A 19,545-nucleotide genomic window follows, 5' to 3' on the forward strand; every position below is an offset into this window, starting at 1 on the left:
TTATTTTGATAGTAGTTTTGTATTCAGGCTTTCCTTTACTCTAAGGCCGCCATGGATGATGGCTATATTTATTATGGAAAATACTATGAAACATGATGAAGTGGATAAAGCGACAACCATTCCCAATGCGCCTCGGCGGCTTTCCCAGGCCGGTCAAAGCCAATACACCATTATATTGGCCTGGCAAATCTCGGATAATGTTCGGCCCGATCAGATTGCGGGTCACACGTTTAAAGTGACTGCGGTGGCTACTGGGCAGGCGCAGTTCGTTCCTGCAACCCAAGTGAAACCGGACGGGCGCGGCTGGTACCGACATGAGATAGGCGTCAGTGGCGGCTCCCGGCCTGTCTATTTCAATGTTCAAGTTCGGGCGCAAGCTTCCAATGGTGAGTATGGGCCGTTCTGTCCAGTGGTAGTTTGTAATACTTCGTCATGACCGGCTATTTAATGTCAACCATGATTCAAGGCCGTAGTTGCTCATTGGTAGTTGTTTGAAAGATTCAATCTATTATGACTCGTTGCAGGTTCCCTGTGGGAGCGAGCCTGCTCGCGATGGCGGTGGATCAGCTTGCATTGATGTTGAATGAGCCTCCGTCATCGCGAGCAAGCTCGGTTCCCACATGGGTTCTCTAGTGTCCGCGGATACAGTGTTCGCTCCAGATCCCTTGTGGATGCGAGCTTGCTCGCGAAAGCGGTGGGTCAGCTTGCACCCAGGTCGAATGTGCCGAAGCCATCGCAAGCACGCTTTGCCCCCACAGCAAGTGCTTGAACATCTTCAGTTTTTTTATCCGGCGCGAACGGTTGTAACTTCTCGTCAGATAGGTACAATGGCGCGGCTCGCCGTCAGGTGAGCGTCGTTATGGTGACCCCATCGGTCCCCCCGCAACGATTACCCGTGAACCTGGTCAGATCCGGAAGGAAGCAGCCACAGCGGGAACATTGTGTGCCGGGGTGTGGCTGGTGGGGTTGCCTCCATAACGCCCAAGCCTTCGTTCGCAAGGTTTGTCAATTTCCAAGCATTTTTTATTTCGCTGATCGCTATCGATCGTTGCGTTCTGCTGTCCGGATTCTGACTGGGGCAGGGGCGTCGAGTGCCGGAAATCCGGTCCGTCCTGCATCGACGGACCGAGCGCCTATCGCAGGTCGCTTGGATCAGTACTGTGCTTTCACATACTCGGCTATCGGTTCATGCAGCAGATCCTGCGGGTGATCCCCGCCGAAGGTCGCCCATTTGCTTTTGCCGGACAGGATCGTAGAGCCCAGTGGTTGCGTTCCCGTCGGGCCATAAATGGCGAGCTTTACTTCAATCTTGTCAGGCAGGCCCGACCATTCTGTGGCGCGATCTTCCCAGTGGAGGATTTCCGGGATGACGTAATAGCCCGAAGGGCTGTTCTGCCTCAGGCAACCCAATTCCCGGCACGCGTCCACGACCGTCACATGATTGGCGTAATGAGAGAAGGCCGTTTTAGCAGCGGCGGCTGTCATGTCGCCGGACGCAGGGTAGACGGTCGTTTCGTAACGGCCATCGACAGGTGTGGCAATAGTGACTGGCATTTGTCGATCAAGTTTTGCCTGGCTGGGAAATACATCTTGTTGTGCATATTTGGCGGTGCAGCCGGTGGCGAGTATCGAAACAAGAAGGATCGAGAATTTATGCACGGTATACCCTTGGAGTTCTATTGATGTCAGCGAGTCGAAGGCATCACGGGGATGCAAGATAGGGCTCTGATAGTCGGGGGCCGCGGCAGACGATGTCAACGTGACATTATTTTATTCGTGTCGCCCACGCAAACGAATGGCAGTGGCGCCATGTTCAGATTGCCAGTCGGACAAGCGAACGCCCAAGAGGGGGCTGGTCTGGCGTGCATCGGCAGGCCGGATTGCTCTTTTCATGCCTGCCTCAAGGCTTGGACAAGGCCTGGTCAACCGCTGCGATCAGCTTTCCCAGATCCTTCGGGGTGGCTCTGTGTATGACACCGAACAAATACGCCCGCTGTTCGTCTTCATCGCCCATGTCGACAAAAAAGGCTTTCAGCTGCACATCCAGCACGTCGGCAAGCAGGAACAAGGCTTCGATGCTGGGGGTGTAGGTGCCGGTTTCGAAGCGGCTGATGGTTTTGGGGTCAAAACCGGTTTTTTCGCCAAGTTCAGCCTGAGTAAGCCCCGCTACTTTGCGATAGCGTCTGATGGCCGCACCCAAACTTGAAATTTGCATCGCTCAATTCCCATTTAGAATCAAGAACTTAACGATAGATTTTTGCATTAGGCAACTGCATGATCCATCACCTTGCTTTGCAAAATGTGATGTGTTTCGTAGAATCGGCCTTTGGCACGGGTATTTGGTGACCTGCTTCAGAAGCCGGGATGTGCGAAAAGAGTGGGCCTTGCGTTTCTTGCCGCGACACAAGGGGCAGGGGCCTACCCCCTCAGGTAGCGCTGCCAGGGCCCGCGCTCCAGCTTATCTCAAGGTGTTTGAGCCTAGTTGATTTTCGCCTTTGCAGAGGCGGTGCAACCGCGCGCGACAAATGAGCCTGACTCATGGATGACTGCTTCGATGGATAAGAAGTACCGCAGAGCCGTTGACGCCGCCGCGATCTTTTCCGAAACCGATCTGAGCGGGCGCATCACCTACGTCAACGATCAATTTTGTACCCTTTTTGGCTACCAGCGTGAGGAGTTGCTGGGCGCCGATCATCGCCTGCTCAATTCCGGCCAGCACCCCGACGAGTTCTTCAGCGGCATGTGGCGCACCATCGGCTTGGGGCAGGTGTGGAAAGGGGAAATTTGTAACCGTGCCAAAGACGGTACGCTGCACTGGGTCGATACCACCCTGGTACCGGTGATCGACGATGAGACCGGGCAAATCGAACGCTACCTGGCGATTCGCTTCGACGTCAGCGAAAAGCGTCGGCTGCTGCACTCGTTGCAGTGGCGGGTCGGTCACGATGTGCTGACCGGCTTGCCCAACCGTACCTACCTCTCTGATCTGCTGGACCAGGCACTGGCGTTTTCCCGTGCGGAAAACCTGCCCCTGGCGGTGTGCATGCTCGACCTCGATGGTTTCAAGGCCGTCAATGACGGTCACGGTCATGCCAGCGGCGATCGGCTTCTGGTGGAAGTCGCCAGGCGATTGCGCAGTATTGTGCGGGGTGAAGACGTCGTGGCGCGACTGGCGGGGGACGAGTTTGTGCTGGTGCTGCGTCATGTGCGTGGCATGGATGAATTGAATGCCGCGCTCAACCGCGTATTGGTCGGCGTTTCAATGCCATATGTCATCGATGGCAAGGGCATCAAGGTCTTCGCCAGTATTGGTGTCACGCTGTTTCCATGGGACAACGAAAACGCTGAAACCTTGTTGCGCCACGCCGATCAGGCAATGTACGTGGCCAAGCAAAGTGGCCGTAATCGTTTCCATCTGTTCGATGTGTCCCGGGACCAGGAGGTCCGGGTCACTTACCAGACGGTCGAGCGGGTCCGGCAGGCGCTGGCGGGTAACGAGTTGCGCCTGCACTTCCAGCCCAAGGTCAATATGCGCAACGGTACGGTGGTTGGTCTGGAGGCATTGCTGCGCTGGAAGCATCCGCAACGTGGCCTGGTGCCGCCTCGCGAGTTCCTGCCGCTGGTGGAGGAGACTGACCTGATCGTCGAGATCGGTGAGTGGGTCATGGAGCAGGTACTGACCCAGCTGCAGCAATGGCAGCAGATGGGGCAGGGCTGGCCGGTGAGCATCAACATATCGGCGCGGCATTTCCAGCGAGAGGATTTCGTCGAGCGGCTGCAACAGGTGTTGGAGCGACATCCGGCGGTGTCACCGAGCATGCTGGATTTGCAGATCGTTGAATCCGTCGCCGTGGAGAACCTTCAACACGTCAGTACGTGCCTGCAGTCATGCCAGGCATTGGGCGTAGGATTTTCACTGGGTGGTTTTGGCACCGGCTATTGCTCGCTCAACGACCTCAAGCACCTGCGCACGCAAACCATCAAGATCGACAAGACCTTTGTCCGCGATATTCTCGATGACCGGGACGACCTGGCGCTGACGGAGGCGGTGATCGGCCTGGCCCGGGCGTTTGGCCGCCAGGTGGTCGCCGAGGGGCTGGACAGCCTTGAGCATGGGCTCCTGCTGCTGCGTCTGGGCTGCGAGGTGGCTCAAGGCTATTTCATTGCCCGTCCCATGCCTCCCGAACAGGTCCCTGGCTGGGTGATGGGGTTTGTCCCGCCGTTGCAATGGCAGCAGCGAGCCGGCGTTCAGGGAGAGCCGGCGTCGGCCTCCGACGCGTCCCTGCGGCCAGTGTAAAGCTGGATGATGGCGTCAATTTCTCCTGATGCTTTCATTTTCTGCAAGGTGAGCAGAATGTGTTGGGCTGGAATTCTCGGGTCATCGCGTACGTAGCAGCCCAATTGCTGTTCCTGGAGAACAGCCACTTCGTGCAGTTGCCGGTCGGCGGAATGCCGTTGGTTGAACCAGTCCAGCGCCCACTGGTTGCTGACCGCATAGCGATAACGGCCGGCCAGCAGCTTGGCCAGCACTTGTTCCTGGCTGCGCGCATCGTCGCGCCGCAGGTGCCCCTCGTTGAACAGGGGCTGCAAGGTCGGATAGGTATAGCCGAGCACGGTGCCGATGGGTTGTTGCGCCAGTGTCGCTGGCGTCACCGCGGCGGTACTGTCTGCCATGCCGACGAGCAGGTCGCGTTGGAAAAACAGCGGGACACTCCACAGGTACTTGCCGCCCTTATCCACCCAATCGGGGCTGACATAACAGCGCATATCGATTTCACCATGTTGCATGGCGCCGTCCAGGCGGGCACGGGACAGGACGTGAAATTGCGCTGGCATCCCGACCTGGGTCGCCAGGCTGGTCATTATGTCGGGGAGTATGCCCTGCGTCGGGCGGCCTCGTTCGATCTGCACCATGGGCATGGCCCAGCCGTCGGTAACGGCAAAGCGCAAAGGTACTTCGTCGGCAAAACACGCGGTACCGAACAACAGCAAAGCCCCCATGGCTGAGCGCATAAACTCTCCTGACTGTACAAAACCCTGTCGACAACCGAGCCCCTGAGACCATCTTAGTCAGATTAGACGAGCACACCGGATGCAATTTCGCCCCTGCTCCGCTAGCATTAGCCGCTTATGTTCCTTCGTTGCGACGGTTTTCGATGAGTTATCAGGTTCTTGCACGTAAGTGGCGTCCGCGCTCGTTCCGCGAAATGGTCGGCCAGACCCATGTGCTCAAGGCCCTGATCAATGCCTTGGACAGCCAGCGGCTGCACCATGCCTATCTGTTCACCGGTACCCGCGGTGTGGGCAAGACCACCATCGCGCGGATCATCGCCAAGTGCCTGAACTGCGAAACCGGCATTACCTCCACACCTTGCGGCGAGTGTTCGGTCTGCCGGGAAATCGACGAAGGCCGTTTCGTCGACCTGATCGAGATCGACGCCGCCAGCCGCACCAAGGTCGAAGACACCCGCGAGCTGCTCGATAACGTGCAGTACGCGCCGAGCCGTGGGCGCTTCAAGGTCTACCTGATCGACGAAGTGCACATGCTCTCCAGCCATTCCTTCAATGCGCTGCTCAAGACCCTCGAGGAGCCACCGCCCTACGTCAAGTTCATCCTGGCGACCACTGACCCGCAGAAACTTCCGGCAACGATTTTGTCGCGTTGCCTGCAGTTCTCCCTGAAGAACATGACCCCGGAACGGGTCGTCGAGCATCTGACCCACGTGCTGGGTGTGGAAAACGTCCCGTTCGAAGACGATGCACTGTGGCTGCTGGGCCGCGCCGCCGATGGTTCGATGCGCGATGCCATGAGCCTGACCGACCAGGCCATTGCTTTCGGTGAAGGCAAGGTCATGGCCGCCGATGTGCGGGCCATGCTCGGTACGCTCGATCACGGCCAGGTCTATGACGTGTTGCATGCGCTGATCGAAGGTGACGCCAAGGCGCTGCTCGAAGCGGTGCGTCACCTCGCCGAGCAGGGGCCGGATTGGAACGGCGTGCTTTCGGAGATCCTCAATGTGCTGCACCGGGTCGCCATCGCCCAGGCCTTGCCGGAGGGTGTCGACAACGGCCACGGCGACCGTGACCGCGTACTGGCCCTGGCCCAGGCACTGCCGGCCGAGGACGTGCAGTTCTATTACCAGATGGGCCTGATCGGCCGTCGCGACCTGCCCCTGGCGCCGGATCCGCGCGGCGGCTTCGAGATGGTGCTGCTGCGAATGCTGGCGTTCCGGCCGGCCGATACGGCGGACGCCCCGAGGCAACCGCTAAAGCCAGTGGGGATCAGCCAGGCCACAGCTGATTCCGCCAAGCCAGTGGCTGCCGCGCCCATCGTTGCGCCGGCAGTGGCTTCTGCTCCGGTGATGCCTTTGGCTGAACCGGCTCCGGCGCCTGTCAGTGCGCCGATTGAACCCGAGCCTGAAGCGGTCGCCGAGGCGTTGCCCGAGCCGGTGGCCGAAGCGGTCATCGACTTGCCCTGGAATGATCCGGTCGAACCTGAGATCGTCCAGCAGCCCGCCGTGGAGCCCGTGCTGGAAACCACCGCCGAGCAGCCCGAGCTGCCACCCATGCCCTTGCCCACGCCCGACAGCGTGGTGCCCGATGCGCCCGAATGGGTGGCGGCCCCAATGCCTGAGCCGACCGTGGCCGACGTTGATGTCGCCACGCCGGGCATTGACCTGGACGATGAGCCCCCGCTGGACGAGGACTACATCGAGCCGGACATCGATTCGGCCTACAGTTATCTGGACGATCTGGCCAGCGAGCATGCCGCCGAGCCGGCCCCGGAGCCCGAGCCGGAACCGGCGGCAATGCCAGCCACCGGGCTGGCCCTGCAATGGCTGGAATTGTTTCCGAAACTGCCAATTACCGGCATGACCGGCAGTATTGCCGCCAACTGCACGCTGATCGCCGTGGAGGGTGACCACTGGCTGCTGCACCTGGACCCGGCCCACAGCGCGCTGTTCAACGCGACCCAGCAGCGTCGCCTCAACGATGCGCTTAACCAGTACCACCAGCGCACCCTGACGCTGAGCATCGAGCTGATCAAGCCTGAGCAGGAGACCCCGGCCCAGGCTGCGTCCCGTCGCCGTGCCGACCGTCAGCGCGAAGCCGAAGAGTCGATCCACGGTGACCCGTTCATCCAGCAAATGATGCAACAGTTCGGCGCGGTGGTCCGTCACGATACTATCGAACCTGTCGAGGCCCCGGTTACCCAGGGCCCATAACTGAAAGCGTCGGGCCGAACGGGCCGGGCGCGATGTTTATCCAAGTACTTTCGAGGTGATTCCCATGATGAAAGGTGGCATGGCCGGCCTGATGAAGCAGGCGCAGCAGATGCAGGAAAAAATGGCCAAGATGCAGGAAGAACTGGCCAACGCCGAAGTCACTGGCAAGTCCGGCGGCGACATGGTCACGGTGGTCATGACCGGTCGCCATGACGTCAAGCGTGTCAGCATCGATCCGAGCGTGGTCGAAGGCTTGAGCGAAGATGACAAGGAAATGCTCGAAGCCCTGTTCGCCGCCGCCGTCAACGACGCCGTGCGCAAGATCGAAGCCAACAGCCAGGACAAGATGTCCGGCATGACGGCCGGCATGCAACTGCCGCCGGGCATGAAACTGCCGTTCTGATTCGTCATCCCGGTCGGGATGGGCTACACACAATGCCAGGCATCGCGCCTGGCATTTTTGTTTGTGCTCGGGAAAGCAGGCGCCACGGTCCAACGGCAAAGACATCGAACACACCCCCTTCAAAAGAGTCTGCTTCCTATAGGTCCCACTCAACGATCAAGGAGAAGCTTCCATGTCACAAACATCGACCTTCAACCAGCGCATCGTCCTCGCATCCCGCCCCAAAGGCGCTCCCACCGCGGACAATTTTCGTATCGAGCAAGTCAACCTGCCGGACCTGACGGACGGGCAGATCCTGCTCAAGACGCTGTTCCTGTCCCTGGACCCCTACATGCGCGGACGAATGAGCGATGCGCCTTCCTATGCCGCGCCGGTAAAAATCGATGAGGTGATGACCGGCGGCGCTGTCAGCCGCGTGGAGCGTTCGATGCATCCGAAATTCCACGCAGGCGACCTGGTGGTGGGTGCCACAGGTTGGCAGAGCCACAGCATCAGCGATGGGCGCAATGTGATTCCAATCCCGTCCGGGCTGCCCAGCCCGTCGATGGCCCTGGGAGTGCTGGGCATGCCGGGCATGACCGCTTACATGGGGCTGATGGACATCGGTCAGCCCCAGGCCGGGGAGACCCTGGTGGTTGCGGCGGCATCAGGGGCCGTGGGCTCGGTGGTCGGCCAGGTGGCAAAGATCAAAGGGTTGCGAGTGGTTGGCGTGGCTGGCGGCCACGAGAAATGCAAATACGTGGTCGATGAGTTGGGTTTTGACGCTTGCGTCGATCACAAGAGTGAACACTTTGCAGAGGAGTTGGCCCAGGCTTGCGACCAGGGCATCGATATTTATTACGAAAATGTCGGCGGCAAGGTCTTCGACGCGGTGCTCCCGCTGCTCAATGCCAAGGCGCGTGTCCCACTCTGTGGTCTGATCGCTTCCTACAACGATGGCGAGCAATCGTCGAGCGGTCCGGATCGCTTGCCGCAATTGCAGCGCACCTTGTTGACCAAGCGGGTGCGGATCCAGGGTTTTATCGTGTTCGACGACTATGGTGATCGTCAGCCGGAGTTCATCAGCGCCATGGCGCCCTGGGTGCGTGATGGCAAGGTCAAGTTCCGCGAAGACGTGGTCGATGGCCTTGAGAATGCACCGCAGGCCTTTATCGGTCTGTTGGAAGGGCGCAACTTCGGCAAGTTGGTGGTCCGGGTGGCGCAGGATTGAGTATTTGACGCTAATCGGAGGCGCGGGTATAAACCGCGTCTCGTTGTTATGTCGGACATTTCCTCCATGAGCTTCAGCCCTTTGATTCGCCAACTGATCGATGCCCTGCGAACGTTGCCAGGTGTGGGTCAGAAAACTGCCCAGCGCATGGCGTTGCAATTGCTCGAGCGTGATCGCAGTGGCGGTTCGCGCTTGGCCCAGGCCTTGAGCCAGGCCATGGAAGGGGTGGGGCATTGCCGTCTATGCCGTACCCTTACCGAAGACGATCTTTGCCCGCAATGCGCCGATCCGCGTCGTGACGACAGCCTGCTGTGCGTCGTGGAAGGACCGATGGATGTCTATGCGGTGGAGCAGACGGGGTTTCGCGGTCGCTATTTCGTGCTCAAGGGGCATTTGTCACCCCTCGACGGCTTGGGGCCGGAAGCCATTGGCATTCCACAGCTGATTGCGCGGATCGAAGAGGCCGGCACGTTCAAGGAAGTCATCCTCGCCACCAACCCGACGGTCGAGGGTGAAGCCACCGCCCACTACATCGCCCAACTGCTGAGCAACAAAGGCCTGATCGCCTCGCGCATCGCCCATGGTGTGCCGCTGGGTGGCGAGCTGGAGTTGGTGGATGGCGGGACGCTGGCGCATTCGTTTGCAGGGCGCAAGCCGATCGCCTTGTAACCGCCACACAAAAATCCCTGTGGGAGCGAGCTTGCGCGCTCCCACAGGTTCGACGTTTGCGCCAATTACCTTTCGCTGAGCGAGAACTGCGTCAGGCAGAAGGTAGCAATCCCCATGTCTTCCAGGCGCTGGGAACCGAGCAGTTCCGGCAAGTCGATGATCGCCGCGGCCTCGTGGACCTTGGCGCCCATGCGGCGGATCAGGTTGGCGGCGGCAATCAGTGTGCCGCCAGTGGCGATCAGGTCATCGAACATCACCACCGAATCACCCTCGCACAGGCTGTCGGCATGCACTTCAAGGAAGGCTTCGCCGTATTCGGTCTGGTAACCCTCGGCCAGCACATCCGCTGGCAGCTTGCCTTGCTTGCGGAACAAAACCAGCGGTTTGTTCAACTGATAGGCCAAGATCGAGCCGATCAGGAAGCCCCGGGCATCCATCGCACCGATGTGCGTGAATTCGGCCTCGACGTAGCGGTGGGCGAAACTGTCCATGACCAGCCGCAGGGCGGTCGGGGATTGGAACAGTGGGGTAATGTCGCGAAAGATCACGCCTGGTTTGGGGAAATCGATCACGGGGCGGATCAGGGATTTGATGTCGAAGGAGTCGAAGACCATCGTCGAGGTGTCCTGGCAGGGCTGCAAACACGGCAGTATAGCGCGGCTGGGACGATTCCTCAGCCGCCCCTCAGCCGCGTGTATACATCAGCCTTCGAGAGAGCCGCCGGCCAGAGCGCAAAGCTGGATCGGGTCGAGAATGTGAATTTCCTTGCCTTCGGCGGCAATCAACTCGTTCTGCTGGAAGCGGGTGAATACCCTGGAGACGGTTTCCACCGCCAGCCCCAGGTAATTACCGATTTCGTTGCGCGACATGCTCAGACGGAACTGGTTGGCCGAAAACCCACGGGCGCGGAAGCGGGCCGAGAGGTTGACCAGGAACGTGGCAATGCGCTCGTCGGCGGTTTTTTTCGAGAGCAGCAGCATCATTTGCTGATCGTCACGGATCTCCCGGCTCATCACTCGCATCAATTGACGACGCAGTTGCGGCAGTTGCAAGGCCAGTTCGTCCAGGCGATCAAAGGGTATTTCGCAAACCGAGGTGGTTTCCAGCGCCTGGGCCGAGACCGGATGGCTCTCGGTGTCCATGCCGGACAAGCCCACCAGCTCGCTGGGCAGGTGGAAACCGGTGAGCTGCTCTTCGCCGCCGTCGCTCAGGTTAAAGGTTTTCAAGGCGCCCGAGCGTACGGCATAGACGGAATCGAAGGCGTCGCCCTGGCGAAACAGGAATTCACCTTTTTTTAACGGTCGACCCCGTTTAACGATTTCGTCCAGCGCGTCCATGTCCTCCAGATTCAATGAAAGTGGCAGGCAGAGAGGGGCCAGGCTGCAATCCTTGCAGTGGGCCTGGTTGTGGGCGCGCAGTTTGACTGGCTCGGACATTTCTTAAATCCTTGTGGGAAATCACGCATAAGGCGTAAGGGTACCCCAGAGATGGCACTCCGACCAGTGTGGTTTCATCGTCAAATTGTCGCGCTTAAATGACTCGGGAGAAGCGTTGTCGATTGTGCTGCTCCAGATAGGCGTCGAAGACCATGCATACCGATCGCACCAGCAGACGCCCGGCCGGCAGGACCTTGATGTGCATGTCGTCGAGCTCGATCAGCCCGTCTTGGGCCATGGCCTGCAATTGCGGCCATAACGGCGCAAAGTAGCCACGAAAATCGATATTGAAGGTTTGCTCTATCTGGGCGAACTCCAGATGGAAATGGCAGATCAACTGCTGGATCACCGCGCGCCGCAGCCGGTCATCGGCATTGCAGATCAACCCGCGACTGGTCGCCAGTTGCCCGTCGGCGAGGGTGTTCTGGTAATGATTCAGGTCGCTGCTGTTCTGGCAGTACAGGTCGCCGATCTGGCTGATCGCTGACACGCCGAGGCCGATCAGGTCGCAATGACCATGGGTGGTGTAGCCCTGGAAGTTGCGTTGCAGCGTGGCTTCTTCCTGGGCGATCGCCAGTTCGTCGTCGGGCAGGGCGAAATGGTCCATGCCGATGTAGCGGTAGCCGGCGGCAGTCAGTTGTTCGATGGTGCCTTGCAACATTGCCAGTTTCTGCGCCGGGCTTGGCAGGTCCTGGCTGTTGATGCGCCGCTGCGGCATGAAGCGTTCCGGTAGGTGGGCGTAATTGAACACCGACAGGCGGTCCGGCTGTAATTCGATGACCTCTTGAATCGTGCGGGCGAAGTTTTCCGGGGTCTGTTTTGGCAGGCCATAGATCAGGTCGATGTTGATTGAACGGTACTGCAAGGTCCTGGCGGCTTCGATCACAGCGCGGGTTTCTTCCAGGCTTTGCAGGCGATTGACGGCGCGCTGGACCGCTGGGTCGAGGTCTTGCAGGCCGATGCTGACCCGGTTGAAACCCAGTTCCCGCAGCAGGCCCATGGTTGACCAGTCGGCCTCACGAGGGTCGATTTCGATGCCGTAGTCGCCTGAGTCGTCGTCCAGCAAGTTCAAATGCTTGCGCAGTTTGGCCATCAACTGGCGCAGTTCGTCGTGGCTGAGGAACGTCGGAGTGCCGCCGCCCAGGTGCAGTTGTTCCACGCGCTGGGCGGGGTCCAGGTGACAGCCGATCAGTTGGATCTCCTGCTCCAGGCGTTGCAGGTAGGCGTGGGCGCGGCCGCGGTCCTTGGTGATCACCTTGTTGCAGGCGCAGTAGTAGCAAATGTTCGCGCAAAACGGCACGTGCACATACAGCGACAATGGCCGCTGGGCCTTGCGGCTCTCGCGCAGGGCATGAAGCAGGTCGAAGGTGCCCACCTGGCTGCCGAACTGCGCTGCGGTCGGGTACGAGGTGTAGCGTGGGCCCGCCAGGTCGTAACGGCGGATCAAGTCTGTGTCCCAACGAATGGCGTCGAGCATGCGGGCGTTCCCCGGATAGGCTGGCATGGGTCCGAGTCTAGGGGCGGGGGCGTCGGAGCGTGTTGATTTGCGTCAACGGGGCTGGAGGCCCCACCGCGAGCAGGCTTCCACAGGCGTACTGTGATCAGTGCGAATTCTTTGTGGGAGCGGGCTTGCTCGCGAAGACGGCGGCACATCCAACACCGTGGACTTGGTCGGATCGCTTTCGCAAGCAAGCCCGCTCCCACAAAAGACTTGTGGTGGATATGAGACCTACTCGGTCAATGCCCCATGAGCCAATGCTGGTGTGGCCCCGGCAGTGTCCAGAGCCCAAAGACAATCACCAACAAGCCACCAGCCATACGCACGCTGCGTTTGCGCAGCAGGGCGGTGACGCGTTCGGCGGCCAGGCCGGTGGCGAGCAGTACCGGCCAGGTACCGAGACCGAAGGCGAGCATCAGCAGCGCGCTGTCCAGGGCATTGCCCTGGCTGGCGGACCACAGCAGGGTGCTGTAGACCAGGCCGCACGGTAGCCAGCCCCATAGCGCGCCGAGCAGCAAGGCCCGGGGCAGGCTCGACACGGGCAGCAAGCGGTTGGCGACGGGCTGGATATGCCGCCACAAGCCCCGGCCAACGCTTTCGATGCGGGTCAGGCCGCTCCACCAACCCGCCAGGTACAGGCCCATGGCAATCAACAGCAAACCGGCCAGCACCCGCATGATCATCGCTGCCGGGCTATTGGCCACGGCCCAACCGGCCAGGCCGATCAACAAGCCGGCGGTGGCGTAGCTCAGGATCCGTCCCAGGTTGTACGCCAGCAGCAGCCGGAAGCGCCGGCTGCGCTGTTCCTTGGGGATTGCCAGGGTCAGGGCGCCCATCAGGCCGCCGCACATGCCCAGGCAATGGCCACCGCCCAGCAGGCCAAGGATGACCGCCGAGACCAGCAATGGCGCCAGATCAAGCATGGGGTGGGGCCTTGTCGTCCGGTTCGTGGGCCTGGCCACTGGCTTCGTCCACCGCTGCCTTGTGGTTCGGGTCCTGGTCGTCGAACAGGATGCTGTGGGCCGGACCGTCGAGATCATCGTATTGGCCGCTGTCCACCGCCCAGAAGAAAATGTACACGGCGATGGCCACGATCAGCAGCGCGGCCGGAATCATCACGTAGAGAGCTGGCATGTCGGAACTCCATGCCCGCGCGGCTCAGGCCGGCAGCGGACGGGTATCGGGCGTGGCGTCGAACACCTGCACCTTGGGCTGACGGGTCAGCCTCAGCGCATTCAACACCACGGTCAACGAACTGATGGACATGCCGACCGCCGCCCACACCGGGGTAATCCAGCCGAGGGCGGCGAACGGCAACATGAGGCCATTGTACAGCCCGGCCCACACCAGGTTCTCAATGATTACCCGGCGGGTGCGTCGGGCCAGGCTGAAGGCATGGATCAGGGCGTCGAGACGGTTGGACAGCAGTACCGCGTCGGCACTGGTCTTGGCCAGGTCGGTGGCCGAGCCCATGGCGACACTGATGTCCGCCGCTGCCAGCACCGGCACGTCGTTCACCCCATCGCCGAGCATCAACACCTTGCGGCCCTGCTGGTGCAATTGCTGCAACACCGCCAGTTTGTCGTCCGGGCGCAGACCGCCGCGGGCCTCATCGATACCCAGTTCGGCAGCGACGCTGGCCACCATCGGCGAACTGTCGCCCGACAGCAGCAGGGTCCGCCAACCCCGCGCCTTACAGGCCGCCAGCAGGGCTGGAGCATCGGCGCGCAAACGGTCGTCGAGGACGAACCAGGCCAGTGGGCCAATATCATCGCCCAGTAATAGCCATTGTCCGGGTTCGTCCGGCATTACTGGTATCGCCGCACCGCTGAGTTCACACACGAAACCGGGCTGGCCGATGCGCAGGCGTTGTGCGTTCACTAAACCTTCGAGCCCCAATCCCGGGCTGCTTTGTACCTGTTCGGCGGCCAATGGCGCACGACCAAAGGCGCGAGCGATAGGGTGTTCGGAACGATTTTCCAGGGCTGCGGCCAATCCCAGGCATCGATCGCTGTCCAGGGACGCCAACGGTCGAATGGCGCGCAATGCCAGGCGGCCTTCGGTGAGGGTACCGGTCTTGTCGAAGATCACCGTGTCAATCTGGTTCAGGCCTTCCAGCACATGACCGCGCGTCAGCAGCAGGCCAAGCTTGTGCAAGGTGCCGGTAGCCGCGGTGAGGGCGGTTGGCGTGGCCAGGGATAGCGCGCAAGGGCAGGTGGCGACCAGCATTGCCAAGACAATCCAAAAGGCGCGAGAGGCATCCAGTTGCCACCACACCAGCCCGATGACGGCGGCGGCGAGCAAGGAGAACAGCAAGAACCACTGGGCGGCACGGTCGGCGATTTCCGCCAGTCGCGGCTTCTCGGCCTGGGCGCGTTCCAGCAGCCGCACGATGGCGGACAAACGGGTGTCTTGCCCAAGCGCCAATACCTCGACCGTGAGGGCGCCTTCGACGTTCAGCGTGCCTGCGGTGACCGCGTCGCCCACTTGGCGAGGTTGTGGCAGGTATTCGCCGGTCAACAGCGATTCGTCGATGCTGGATTGGCCGTCAAGGATCCTGCCATCGGCCGGCAGGACGGCCCCGGGATGCACCAGTACGCGGTCACCGGTGCGCAACTCGCTGAGCAGGATGCGCTCGCTCTGGCCGTTATCCTCCAGGCGCAGGCACGAGGCCGGTAGCAGGTTGACCAATTGGGCGGTGGCGGCGGCGGTGCGCTCCCGGGCGCGGCGTTCCAGGTAGCGGCCGGCCAACAGGAATAGGGCGAACATGCCCACGGCGTCGAAATACAGTTCGCCGACGCCAGTGATCGACGTCCAGATCCCGGCGACGTAGGCGCTGCCGATGGCCAGGGACACCGAAACGTCCATGGTCAGGTGCCGGGTGCGCAGGTCGCGCATTGCGCCTTTGAAGAACGGTGCACAGCTGTAGAAGACGATCGGCGTGGTGAGGAACAGTGCCACCCAGCGCAGGATGGTGTGCATCTCCGGGCTCAGGTCGATATTGAATTCCGGCCAGGTGGCCATGGTCGCCATCATCGCCTGGAACCACAGTAGCCCGGCCACGCCCAACTGACGCAGGGCCAGGCGGTTTTGTGCGGCAAGTTGCTCGCAGGCCTGGTCGGCCTGGTACGGGTGGGCGACGTAGCCGATCTGGCGCAGCTCGGCGAGCAGCGTGCTGAGCGGCAACTGAGCATCAGCCCAGCGCACATGCAGGCGATGATTTGACAGGTTCAAACGCGCCTCGGCAACGGCCGGCAGGCTGCGTAATTGTTTTTCGATCAGCCAGCCACAGGCGGCACAACTGATGCCTTCCATCAACAGGGTGGTTTCGGCCAGTTCGCCTTCATGACGCACGAATGATTGCTGCACGTCAGGACGATCGTACAGCGCCAGTTCGTCGGTCAGTTGGACGGGCAGGGTTTCGGGGTTAGCCGACGCTTCGCTGCGATGTTGGTAGTAACTCTCCAGGCCCCCGGCGACGATGGCCTCGGCCACTGCCTGGCAGCCCGGGCAACACAGCTCGCGGGTTTCACCCAGGACAATGGCGGTGAAGCGACTGCCCGGAGGAACGGGCAGGGCGCAGTGGTAGCAGGGCTGTGGAGTGGTCATGAGGTATTCACATATCGAAACTTGCTGGCATCTGAAGGCCTCTTGGCGAACAGGCTCGCTCCCATAGTCGATTGCGGTAAGTCATACACCGCAATCTCCTGTGGGAGCGAGCTTGCTCGCGATTGCGCGAAGCGCAGCCGCTATTTCTTCAGGTCTTCGGCGCCTTGCAGCGGTTCATCGCCGAGCAAGAGGTCCTGGCCGTGATTGATCTGCTCTTCTTCGAACAGGCGCCAGGTTTTGTTGTTCTCCACGCCCAGCAACTCGACAAAGCGCCGGCCTTCGACCTTGTCCGTCAACTGGCCAACGTACCGCCCTGGTTCGCTGTCGTTACGGGTCAGGACGATCTTGCGGTCCTTCTCCGGCTGGGTCGGCGAGATCAGGCTCAGCTCCAGGGTCTGAGGGCGGCTGTTGCCGTTCAGGCGCAGGTTCACTTCACCGGTGAGCTCGTCCAGTTGCACGTTGGCCCGCAGCTGCAGGGTCTGGGCCAGCAGTTCGCGCTCCAGCGAGCGATTGATGCCTTTGCCCGCTTCGTAATAGTTGTCGTTGACCAGGTTGTCCGGGTTCTTCACGGCAATGGTCACCATCGTCAGGCTCAGTGTCACCGAACAGGTCAGGATCGCAATGATGATCCATGGCCAGAGGTGCTTGTACCAGGGGCTGGTGGCGGTTGCTGCAGGCATGTTCAATTCTCTCAACGCGTTTGTGGGCCGATGAACCGGCTCTTGGCTTCGACATGTACGCTTTCGTCATCGGCATCCTTGAGGATGAAGGTCACCTCGTTGGTGCTCGATGGCAGTTGGTCCGGTGCACTGGAAAGCTCGACCGGCTGGCTGAAGATTTCGCCGGCCGCCACCTTGATTTCTCGCCGACCCTGCAACTTGAGATCGGGCAGGCCGGCGGCTTCCAGGACGTAGGTATGGTCGCGCTGGTCCTTGTTCATGATCTTCAGGCTGTAGACGTTCTCGATCCGACCTTCGGCGTTTTCGCGGTACAGCACGCGGTCTTTGCTGACATCGAAACCCACCAGCGAACGCATGAAGAACGCCGTTACCAGCAGGCTGATCATGGTCAGCAAGACCAAGGCGTAACCGATCAGACGCGGACGCAGTTTATGGGTTTTCTGCCCCGACAGGTTGTGTTCGGTGGTGTAGCTGATCAGGCCGCGTGGATAATCCATCTTGTCCATGATGTTATCGCACGCGTCGATGCACGCCGCGCAGCCAATGCACTCGATCTGCAGGCCGTCGCGAATGTCGATGCCGGTCGGGCAGACCTGGACGCACATGGTGCAGTCGATGCAATCCCCCAGGCCCAGAGCCTTGTAGTCAACGCCCTTCTTGCGCGGGCCACGGCTTTCACCGCGACGCGGGTCGTAGGAAACGATCAGGGTATCTTTGTCGAACATCACGCTCTGGAAACGGGCGTAGGGGCACATGTAGATGCACACTTGCTCGCGCAGCCAGCCGGCGTTGCCGTAGGTGGCGAGGGTGAAGAAACCCACCCAGAAATACGACCAGCCATCGGCCTGGCCGGTAAAGAACTCGAACACCAGTTCACGGATCGGCGTGAAGTAACCGACAAAGGTCATGCCGGTGACGAAGCCGATCAGCAACCACAGGCTGTGCTTGGCGAACTTGCGCAGGAATTTGTTGGCGCTCAGAGGGGCCTTGTCGAGCTTGATGCGCTGGTTGCGGTCGCCTTCGGTGACCTTCTCGCACCACATGAAGATCCAGGTCCACACGCTCTGCGGGCAGGTATAGCCGCACCAGACTCGTCCGGCATAGACCGTGATGAAAAACAGGCCAAAGGCGGCAATGATCAACATCCCGGAGAGCAGGATGAAGTCCTGGGGCCAGAAGGTGGCGCCGAAAATAAAGAATTTACGCTCCGGCAGGTTCCACCAGACGGCCTGATGACCACCCCAGTTCAGCCAGACCGTACCGAAATACAGCAGGAACAATAGCGCGCCACCCACCATCCGCAGGTTGCGGAACAGGCCCGTGAAGGCGCGGGTATAGATTTTTTCCCGAGAGGCATACAGGTCGACGCTTTTGTTCGCGTCCTTGGCAGGCGGGGTGACGTCATGTACCGGAATCTGGTTACTCATCAAATGCATCCCACGGCAGTGGAAAAGTGCCGGGGCCAGTACGTGCCGACCACGGTCAGAAAGGGTGTTGCGGTGGCGCAATGATACGCCTGTCGCTCTAGCCCAAGGGTGCGACCTTTGGTCGCGTTGGGGGTCTGCATAGAATGGTGTAGTGGATGTAACAAGTCATGACCCAGATCAATTGACTATAGACATTCCATGGCGTTGGCGAAAATCGAAGGGTGGTAACGGTGCGCAAGTCAGTAGACCGGCAAACCCAACGAAAATCCGGGGTGTGCTCGAAGGTGCCATGTGCACAGCCACCGCCAAGGGCAGGCAAATGCCTGGATGAGATTCATGCGGCCTCCTGTCGGCTAGCGCTATCGAATTGTGGCTGCTACTGGCTATACAAAATGTTGTAGAACGAGGTTGGATCGTCCCGGATCAAGGACAGATCGTGTCCCGTGGGGATTTTGTCGAACAGCGCCTTATTGACTGCCATTCGGCGCCTGATTATTGCCTCCAGCAGTTTGCCGAACAAGGCGTCATCATTGACGTACTTTTTCAACTTTAGAATTTCGCGAGGCTTGTTCTTCAGGATATGGAAGGAATAGTTCATCAAGATAATATTGGAGACAAACAGGTTATCCGTTGACTGGCGCGGGTTGGTCGTGTCGGCCAATGCCCCGAGTACCTGCTTTTCGTCGTGCTCATAGGCGTGCAGAAATACATCGGGGTACATGAGTTCGCTGAACCGATCATTGAGCCTGAAACGGTAACTTGTGTTGTCGGGTTCCACCAGTAACTTGACGATGCCGGCTTGATAGCTTTTCAGCGTCCTGAACAACGCATGTTCTTTTCTACTGGCGAACTTGATCACGTCATAAGCCAAGTCGATCGCATCCAGAAAACTCACAGGTCCCAACGCGTCGGTCGCCATCATCAGCTGATGATCTTCAATGCTGAACCGACGATACGCCTCGTCATCGATGCTCAATTCGAAGAGCAGGAACCTGAGCATGTGGTTCCTGAGCTGTGCATCCGCATCGAGAGGGCTGTTCTTCAAGCTGATCAACTGAATCAGATAGAAAAAAATAAAATAGTCTTTGTTGGTGCGTTGACGGTTGTCGATTTCAAGCAAATAGCCAAAACGCGACAGGACCAGGACAAGGGCATAGCAGTCCGCTTCCGTGAAGCCGTTTTTCGACATGGATTTTTCGAAAGTACGCATGGAAAACAAATCCTGCCAGCGACTCACGCTGAAGGCTGAGCCGTTGTGTTTTCTGGCAACAACACGGAGCAGTGACGGCTCATCCTCTTTGTAAAAAACAACGTCCAGCTCCTTTGGATACGGCCGGGCATTCAGGAAATGTTCAAGCTTGTATGAAAGGAGATTGAATATGTCCAT

At 59.9% G+C, this 19,545-nt stretch carries 18 protein-coding genes and 1 other RNA gene; 7 read left to right on the forward strand and 12 right to left on the reverse strand.

Annotation, left to right across the window (positions count from 1 at the left end; genetic code table 11):
* Positions 1-85 precede the first annotated feature (85 nt).
* Together J9870_RS09365 and ffs are read left to right on the forward strand one after the other, a co-directional pair.
* The gene (locus tag J9870_RS09365) at positions 86-436 is read left to right on the forward strand and encodes a hypothetical protein (RefSeq protein ID WP_210643640.1); all 351 of its coding nucleotides are present in this window, start codon (positions 86-88) and stop codon (positions 434-436) included.
* Positions 437-869: 433 nt separating this feature from the next.
* Positions 870-966: signal recognition particle sRNA small type (gene ffs / locus J9870_RS09370), an RNA gene on the forward strand.
* Between the two features lie 186 nt (positions 967-1,152).
* Here the strand turns inward: ffs and J9870_RS09375 are convergent.
* Both J9870_RS09375 and J9870_RS09380 read right to left on the reverse strand, forming a co-directional pair.
* Complete coding sequence (locus J9870_RS09375) at positions 1,153-1,716, reverse strand: DUF4823 domain-containing protein (protein ID WP_246883092.1); 564 nt, start codon at positions 1,714-1,716, stop codon at positions 1,153-1,155.
* A 184-nt stretch (positions 1,717-1,900) separates the two neighbouring features.
* Positions 1,901-2,215, reverse strand: coding sequence for a helix-turn-helix transcriptional regulator (locus tag J9870_RS09380; protein WP_210643641.1), 315 nt, complete (start codon positions 2,213-2,215; stop codon positions 1,901-1,903).
* A 339-nt stretch (positions 2,216-2,554) separates the two neighbouring features.
* On the opposite strand from J9870_RS09380, the gene J9870_RS09385 reads away from it, so the two are divergent.
* Positions 2,555-4,297: a GGDEF and EAL domain-containing protein gene (locus tag J9870_RS09385; RefSeq protein ID WP_210643642.1), complete on the forward strand. Its 1,743-nt coding sequence runs from the start codon at positions 2,555-2,557 to the stop codon at positions 4,295-4,297.
* Here J9870_RS09385 and J9870_RS09390 read toward each other — a convergent pair.
* Positions 4,249-5,013, reverse strand: a complete 765-nt coding sequence (locus tag J9870_RS09390; RefSeq protein ID WP_210643643.1) for a transporter substrate-binding domain-containing protein — start codon at positions 5,011-5,013, stop codon at positions 4,249-4,251. The two genes, J9870_RS09385 and J9870_RS09390, sit on opposite strands and share 49 nt — an antisense overlap.
* 143 nt (positions 5,014-5,156) lie before the next feature.
* On the opposite strand from J9870_RS09390, the gene dnaX reads away from it, so the two are divergent.
* From dnaX to recR, 4 genes are all read left to right on the forward strand, one after another.
* A complete protein-coding gene (gene dnaX, locus J9870_RS09395; RefSeq protein WP_210643644.1) occupies positions 5,157-7,226 on the forward strand; it encodes a DNA polymerase III subunit gamma/tau in 2,070 nt (689 codons plus the stop codon).
* Positions 7,227-7,290: 64 nt separating this feature from the next.
* A complete protein-coding gene (locus J9870_RS09400; protein WP_025212712.1) occupies positions 7,291-7,629 on the forward strand; it encodes a YbaB/EbfC family nucleoid-associated protein in 339 nt (112 codons plus the stop codon).
* A gap of 172 nt (positions 7,630-7,801) precedes the next feature.
* Entirely contained in the window at positions 7,802-8,839 is a 1,038-nt protein-coding gene (locus J9870_RS09405; RefSeq protein ID WP_210643645.1) for an NADP-dependent oxidoreductase, read from the forward strand.
* Between the two features lie 66 nt (positions 8,840-8,905).
* Positions 8,906-9,508 carry a recombination mediator RecR gene (gene recR, locus J9870_RS09410; RefSeq protein ID WP_210643646.1) on the forward strand — a complete coding sequence of 201 codons (603 nt, stop codon included), beginning with the start codon at positions 8,906-8,908 and terminating at the stop codon, positions 9,506-9,508.
* Positions 9,509-9,573: 65 nt separating this feature from the next.
* On the opposite strand, the gene J9870_RS09415 is transcribed toward recR, so the two are convergent.
* The 9 genes from J9870_RS09415 to J9870_RS09455 all read right to left on the reverse strand — a co-directional run bounded on the left by J9870_RS09415 (position 9,574) and on the right by J9870_RS09455 (position 19,545).
* A complete protein-coding gene (locus J9870_RS09415) occupies positions 9,574-10,122 on the reverse strand; it encodes an adenine phosphoribosyltransferase (protein WP_025212715.1) in 549 nt (182 codons plus the stop codon).
* A gap of 87 nt (positions 10,123-10,209) precedes the next feature.
* A complete protein-coding gene (gene fnr, locus J9870_RS09420; protein ID WP_210643647.1) occupies positions 10,210-10,944 on the reverse strand; it encodes a fumarate/nitrate reduction transcriptional regulator Fnr in 735 nt (244 codons plus the stop codon).
* Positions 10,945-11,038: 94 nt separating this feature from the next.
* Positions 11,039-12,421 (reverse strand): oxygen-independent coproporphyrinogen III oxidase, encoded by a 1,383-nt coding sequence (hemN, locus tag J9870_RS09425; protein ID WP_210643648.1) that lies wholly within the window; start codon positions 12,419-12,421, stop codon positions 11,039-11,041.
* A 260-nt stretch (positions 12,422-12,681) separates the two neighbouring features.
* Positions 12,682-13,365, reverse strand: coding sequence for a sulfite exporter TauE/SafE family protein (locus J9870_RS09430; RefSeq protein WP_025212718.1), 684 nt, complete (start codon positions 13,363-13,365; stop codon positions 12,682-12,684).
* Positions 13,358-13,576 (reverse strand): cbb3-type cytochrome oxidase assembly protein CcoS, encoded by a 219-nt coding sequence (gene ccoS, locus J9870_RS09435; RefSeq protein WP_092166649.1) that lies wholly within the window; start codon positions 13,574-13,576, stop codon positions 13,358-13,360. The genes J9870_RS09430 and ccoS overlap by 8 nt, the downstream gene beginning before the upstream one ends.
* Before the next feature lie 24 nt (positions 13,577-13,600).
* The gene (locus J9870_RS09440) at positions 13,601-16,051 is read right to left on the reverse strand and encodes a heavy metal translocating P-type ATPase (protein ID WP_210643649.1); all 2,451 of its coding nucleotides are present in this window, start codon (positions 16,049-16,051) and stop codon (positions 13,601-13,603) included.
* A gap of 140 nt (positions 16,052-16,191) precedes the next feature.
* Positions 16,192-16,731, reverse strand: a complete 540-nt coding sequence (locus J9870_RS09445) for a FixH family protein (RefSeq protein WP_210643650.1) — start codon at positions 16,729-16,731, stop codon at positions 16,192-16,194.
* An 11-nt stretch (positions 16,732-16,742) separates the two neighbouring features.
* Positions 16,743-18,158, reverse strand: coding sequence for a cytochrome c oxidase accessory protein CcoG (gene ccoG / locus J9870_RS09450; RefSeq protein ID WP_210643651.1), 1,416 nt, complete (start codon positions 18,156-18,158; stop codon positions 16,743-16,745).
* Positions 18,159-18,534: 376 nt separating this feature from the next.
* Complete coding sequence (locus J9870_RS09455) at positions 18,535-19,545, reverse strand: hypothetical protein (protein WP_210643652.1); 1,011 nt, start codon at positions 19,543-19,545, stop codon at positions 18,535-18,537.

Origin of the sequence: Pseudomonas sp. Tri1 (assembly GCF_017968885.1) — a bacterium.
Taxonomy (GTDB): Bacteria; Pseudomonadota; Gammaproteobacteria; order Pseudomonadales; family Pseudomonadaceae; genus Aquipseudomonas.

Excerpts from the sequence above, each read along its gene's own strand:
- J9870_RS09430 (WP_025212718.1), bottom strand. The coding sequence starts at position 13,365 with ATGCTTGATCTGGCGCCATTGCTGGTCTCGGCGGTCATCCTTGGCCTG.
- J9870_RS09415 (WP_025212715.1), bottom strand. The coding sequence starts at position 10,122 with ATGGTCTTCGACTCCTTCGACATCAAATCCCTGATCCGCCCCGTGATC.
- ccoG (WP_210643651.1), bottom strand. The coding sequence starts at position 18,158 with ATGAGTAACCAGATTCCGGTACATGACGTCACCCCGCCTGCCAAGGAC.
- dnaX (WP_210643644.1), top strand. The coding sequence starts at position 5,157 with ATGAGTTATCAGGTTCTTGCACGTAAGTGGCGTCCGCGCTCGTTCCGC.
- J9870_RS09455 (WP_210643652.1), bottom strand. The coding sequence starts at position 19,545 with ATGGACATATTCAATCTCCTTTCATACAAGCTTGAACATTTCCTGAAT.
- hemN (WP_210643648.1), bottom strand. The coding sequence starts at position 12,421 with ATGCTCGACGCCATTCGTTGGGACACAGACTTGATCCGCCGTTACGAC.
- J9870_RS09390 (WP_210643643.1), bottom strand. The coding sequence starts at position 5,013 with ATGCGCTCAGCCATGGGGGCTTTGCTGTTGTTCGGTACCGCGTGTTTT.
- J9870_RS09405 (WP_210643645.1), top strand. The coding sequence starts at position 7,802 with ATGTCACAAACATCGACCTTCAACCAGCGCATCGTCCTCGCATCCCGC.
- J9870_RS09365 (WP_210643640.1), top strand. The coding sequence starts at position 86 with ATGAAACATGATGAAGTGGATAAAGCGACAACCATTCCCAATGCGCCT.
- J9870_RS09380 (WP_210643641.1), bottom strand. The coding sequence starts at position 2,215 with ATGCAAATTTCAAGTTTGGGTGCGGCCATCAGACGCTATCGCAAAGTA.
- fnr (WP_210643647.1), bottom strand. The coding sequence starts at position 10,944 with ATGTCCGAGCCAGTCAAACTGCGCGCCCACAACCAGGCCCACTGCAAG.
- J9870_RS09400 (WP_025212712.1), top strand. The coding sequence starts at position 7,291 with ATGATGAAAGGTGGCATGGCCGGCCTGATGAAGCAGGCGCAGCAGATG.
- J9870_RS09385 (WP_210643642.1), top strand. The coding sequence starts at position 2,555 with ATGGATAAGAAGTACCGCAGAGCCGTTGACGCCGCCGCGATCTTTTCC.
- J9870_RS09440 (WP_210643649.1), bottom strand. The coding sequence starts at position 16,051 with ATGACCACTCCACAGCCCTGCTACCACTGCGCCCTGCCCGTTCCTCCG.
- J9870_RS09445 (WP_210643650.1), bottom strand. The coding sequence starts at position 16,731 with ATGCCTGCAGCAACCGCCACCAGCCCCTGGTACAAGCACCTCTGGCCA.
- recR (WP_210643646.1), top strand. The coding sequence starts at position 8,906 with ATGAGCTTCAGCCCTTTGATTCGCCAACTGATCGATGCCCTGCGAACG.
- ccoS (WP_092166649.1), bottom strand. The coding sequence starts at position 13,576 with ATGCCAGCTCTCTACGTGATGATTCCGGCCGCGCTGCTGATCGTGGCC.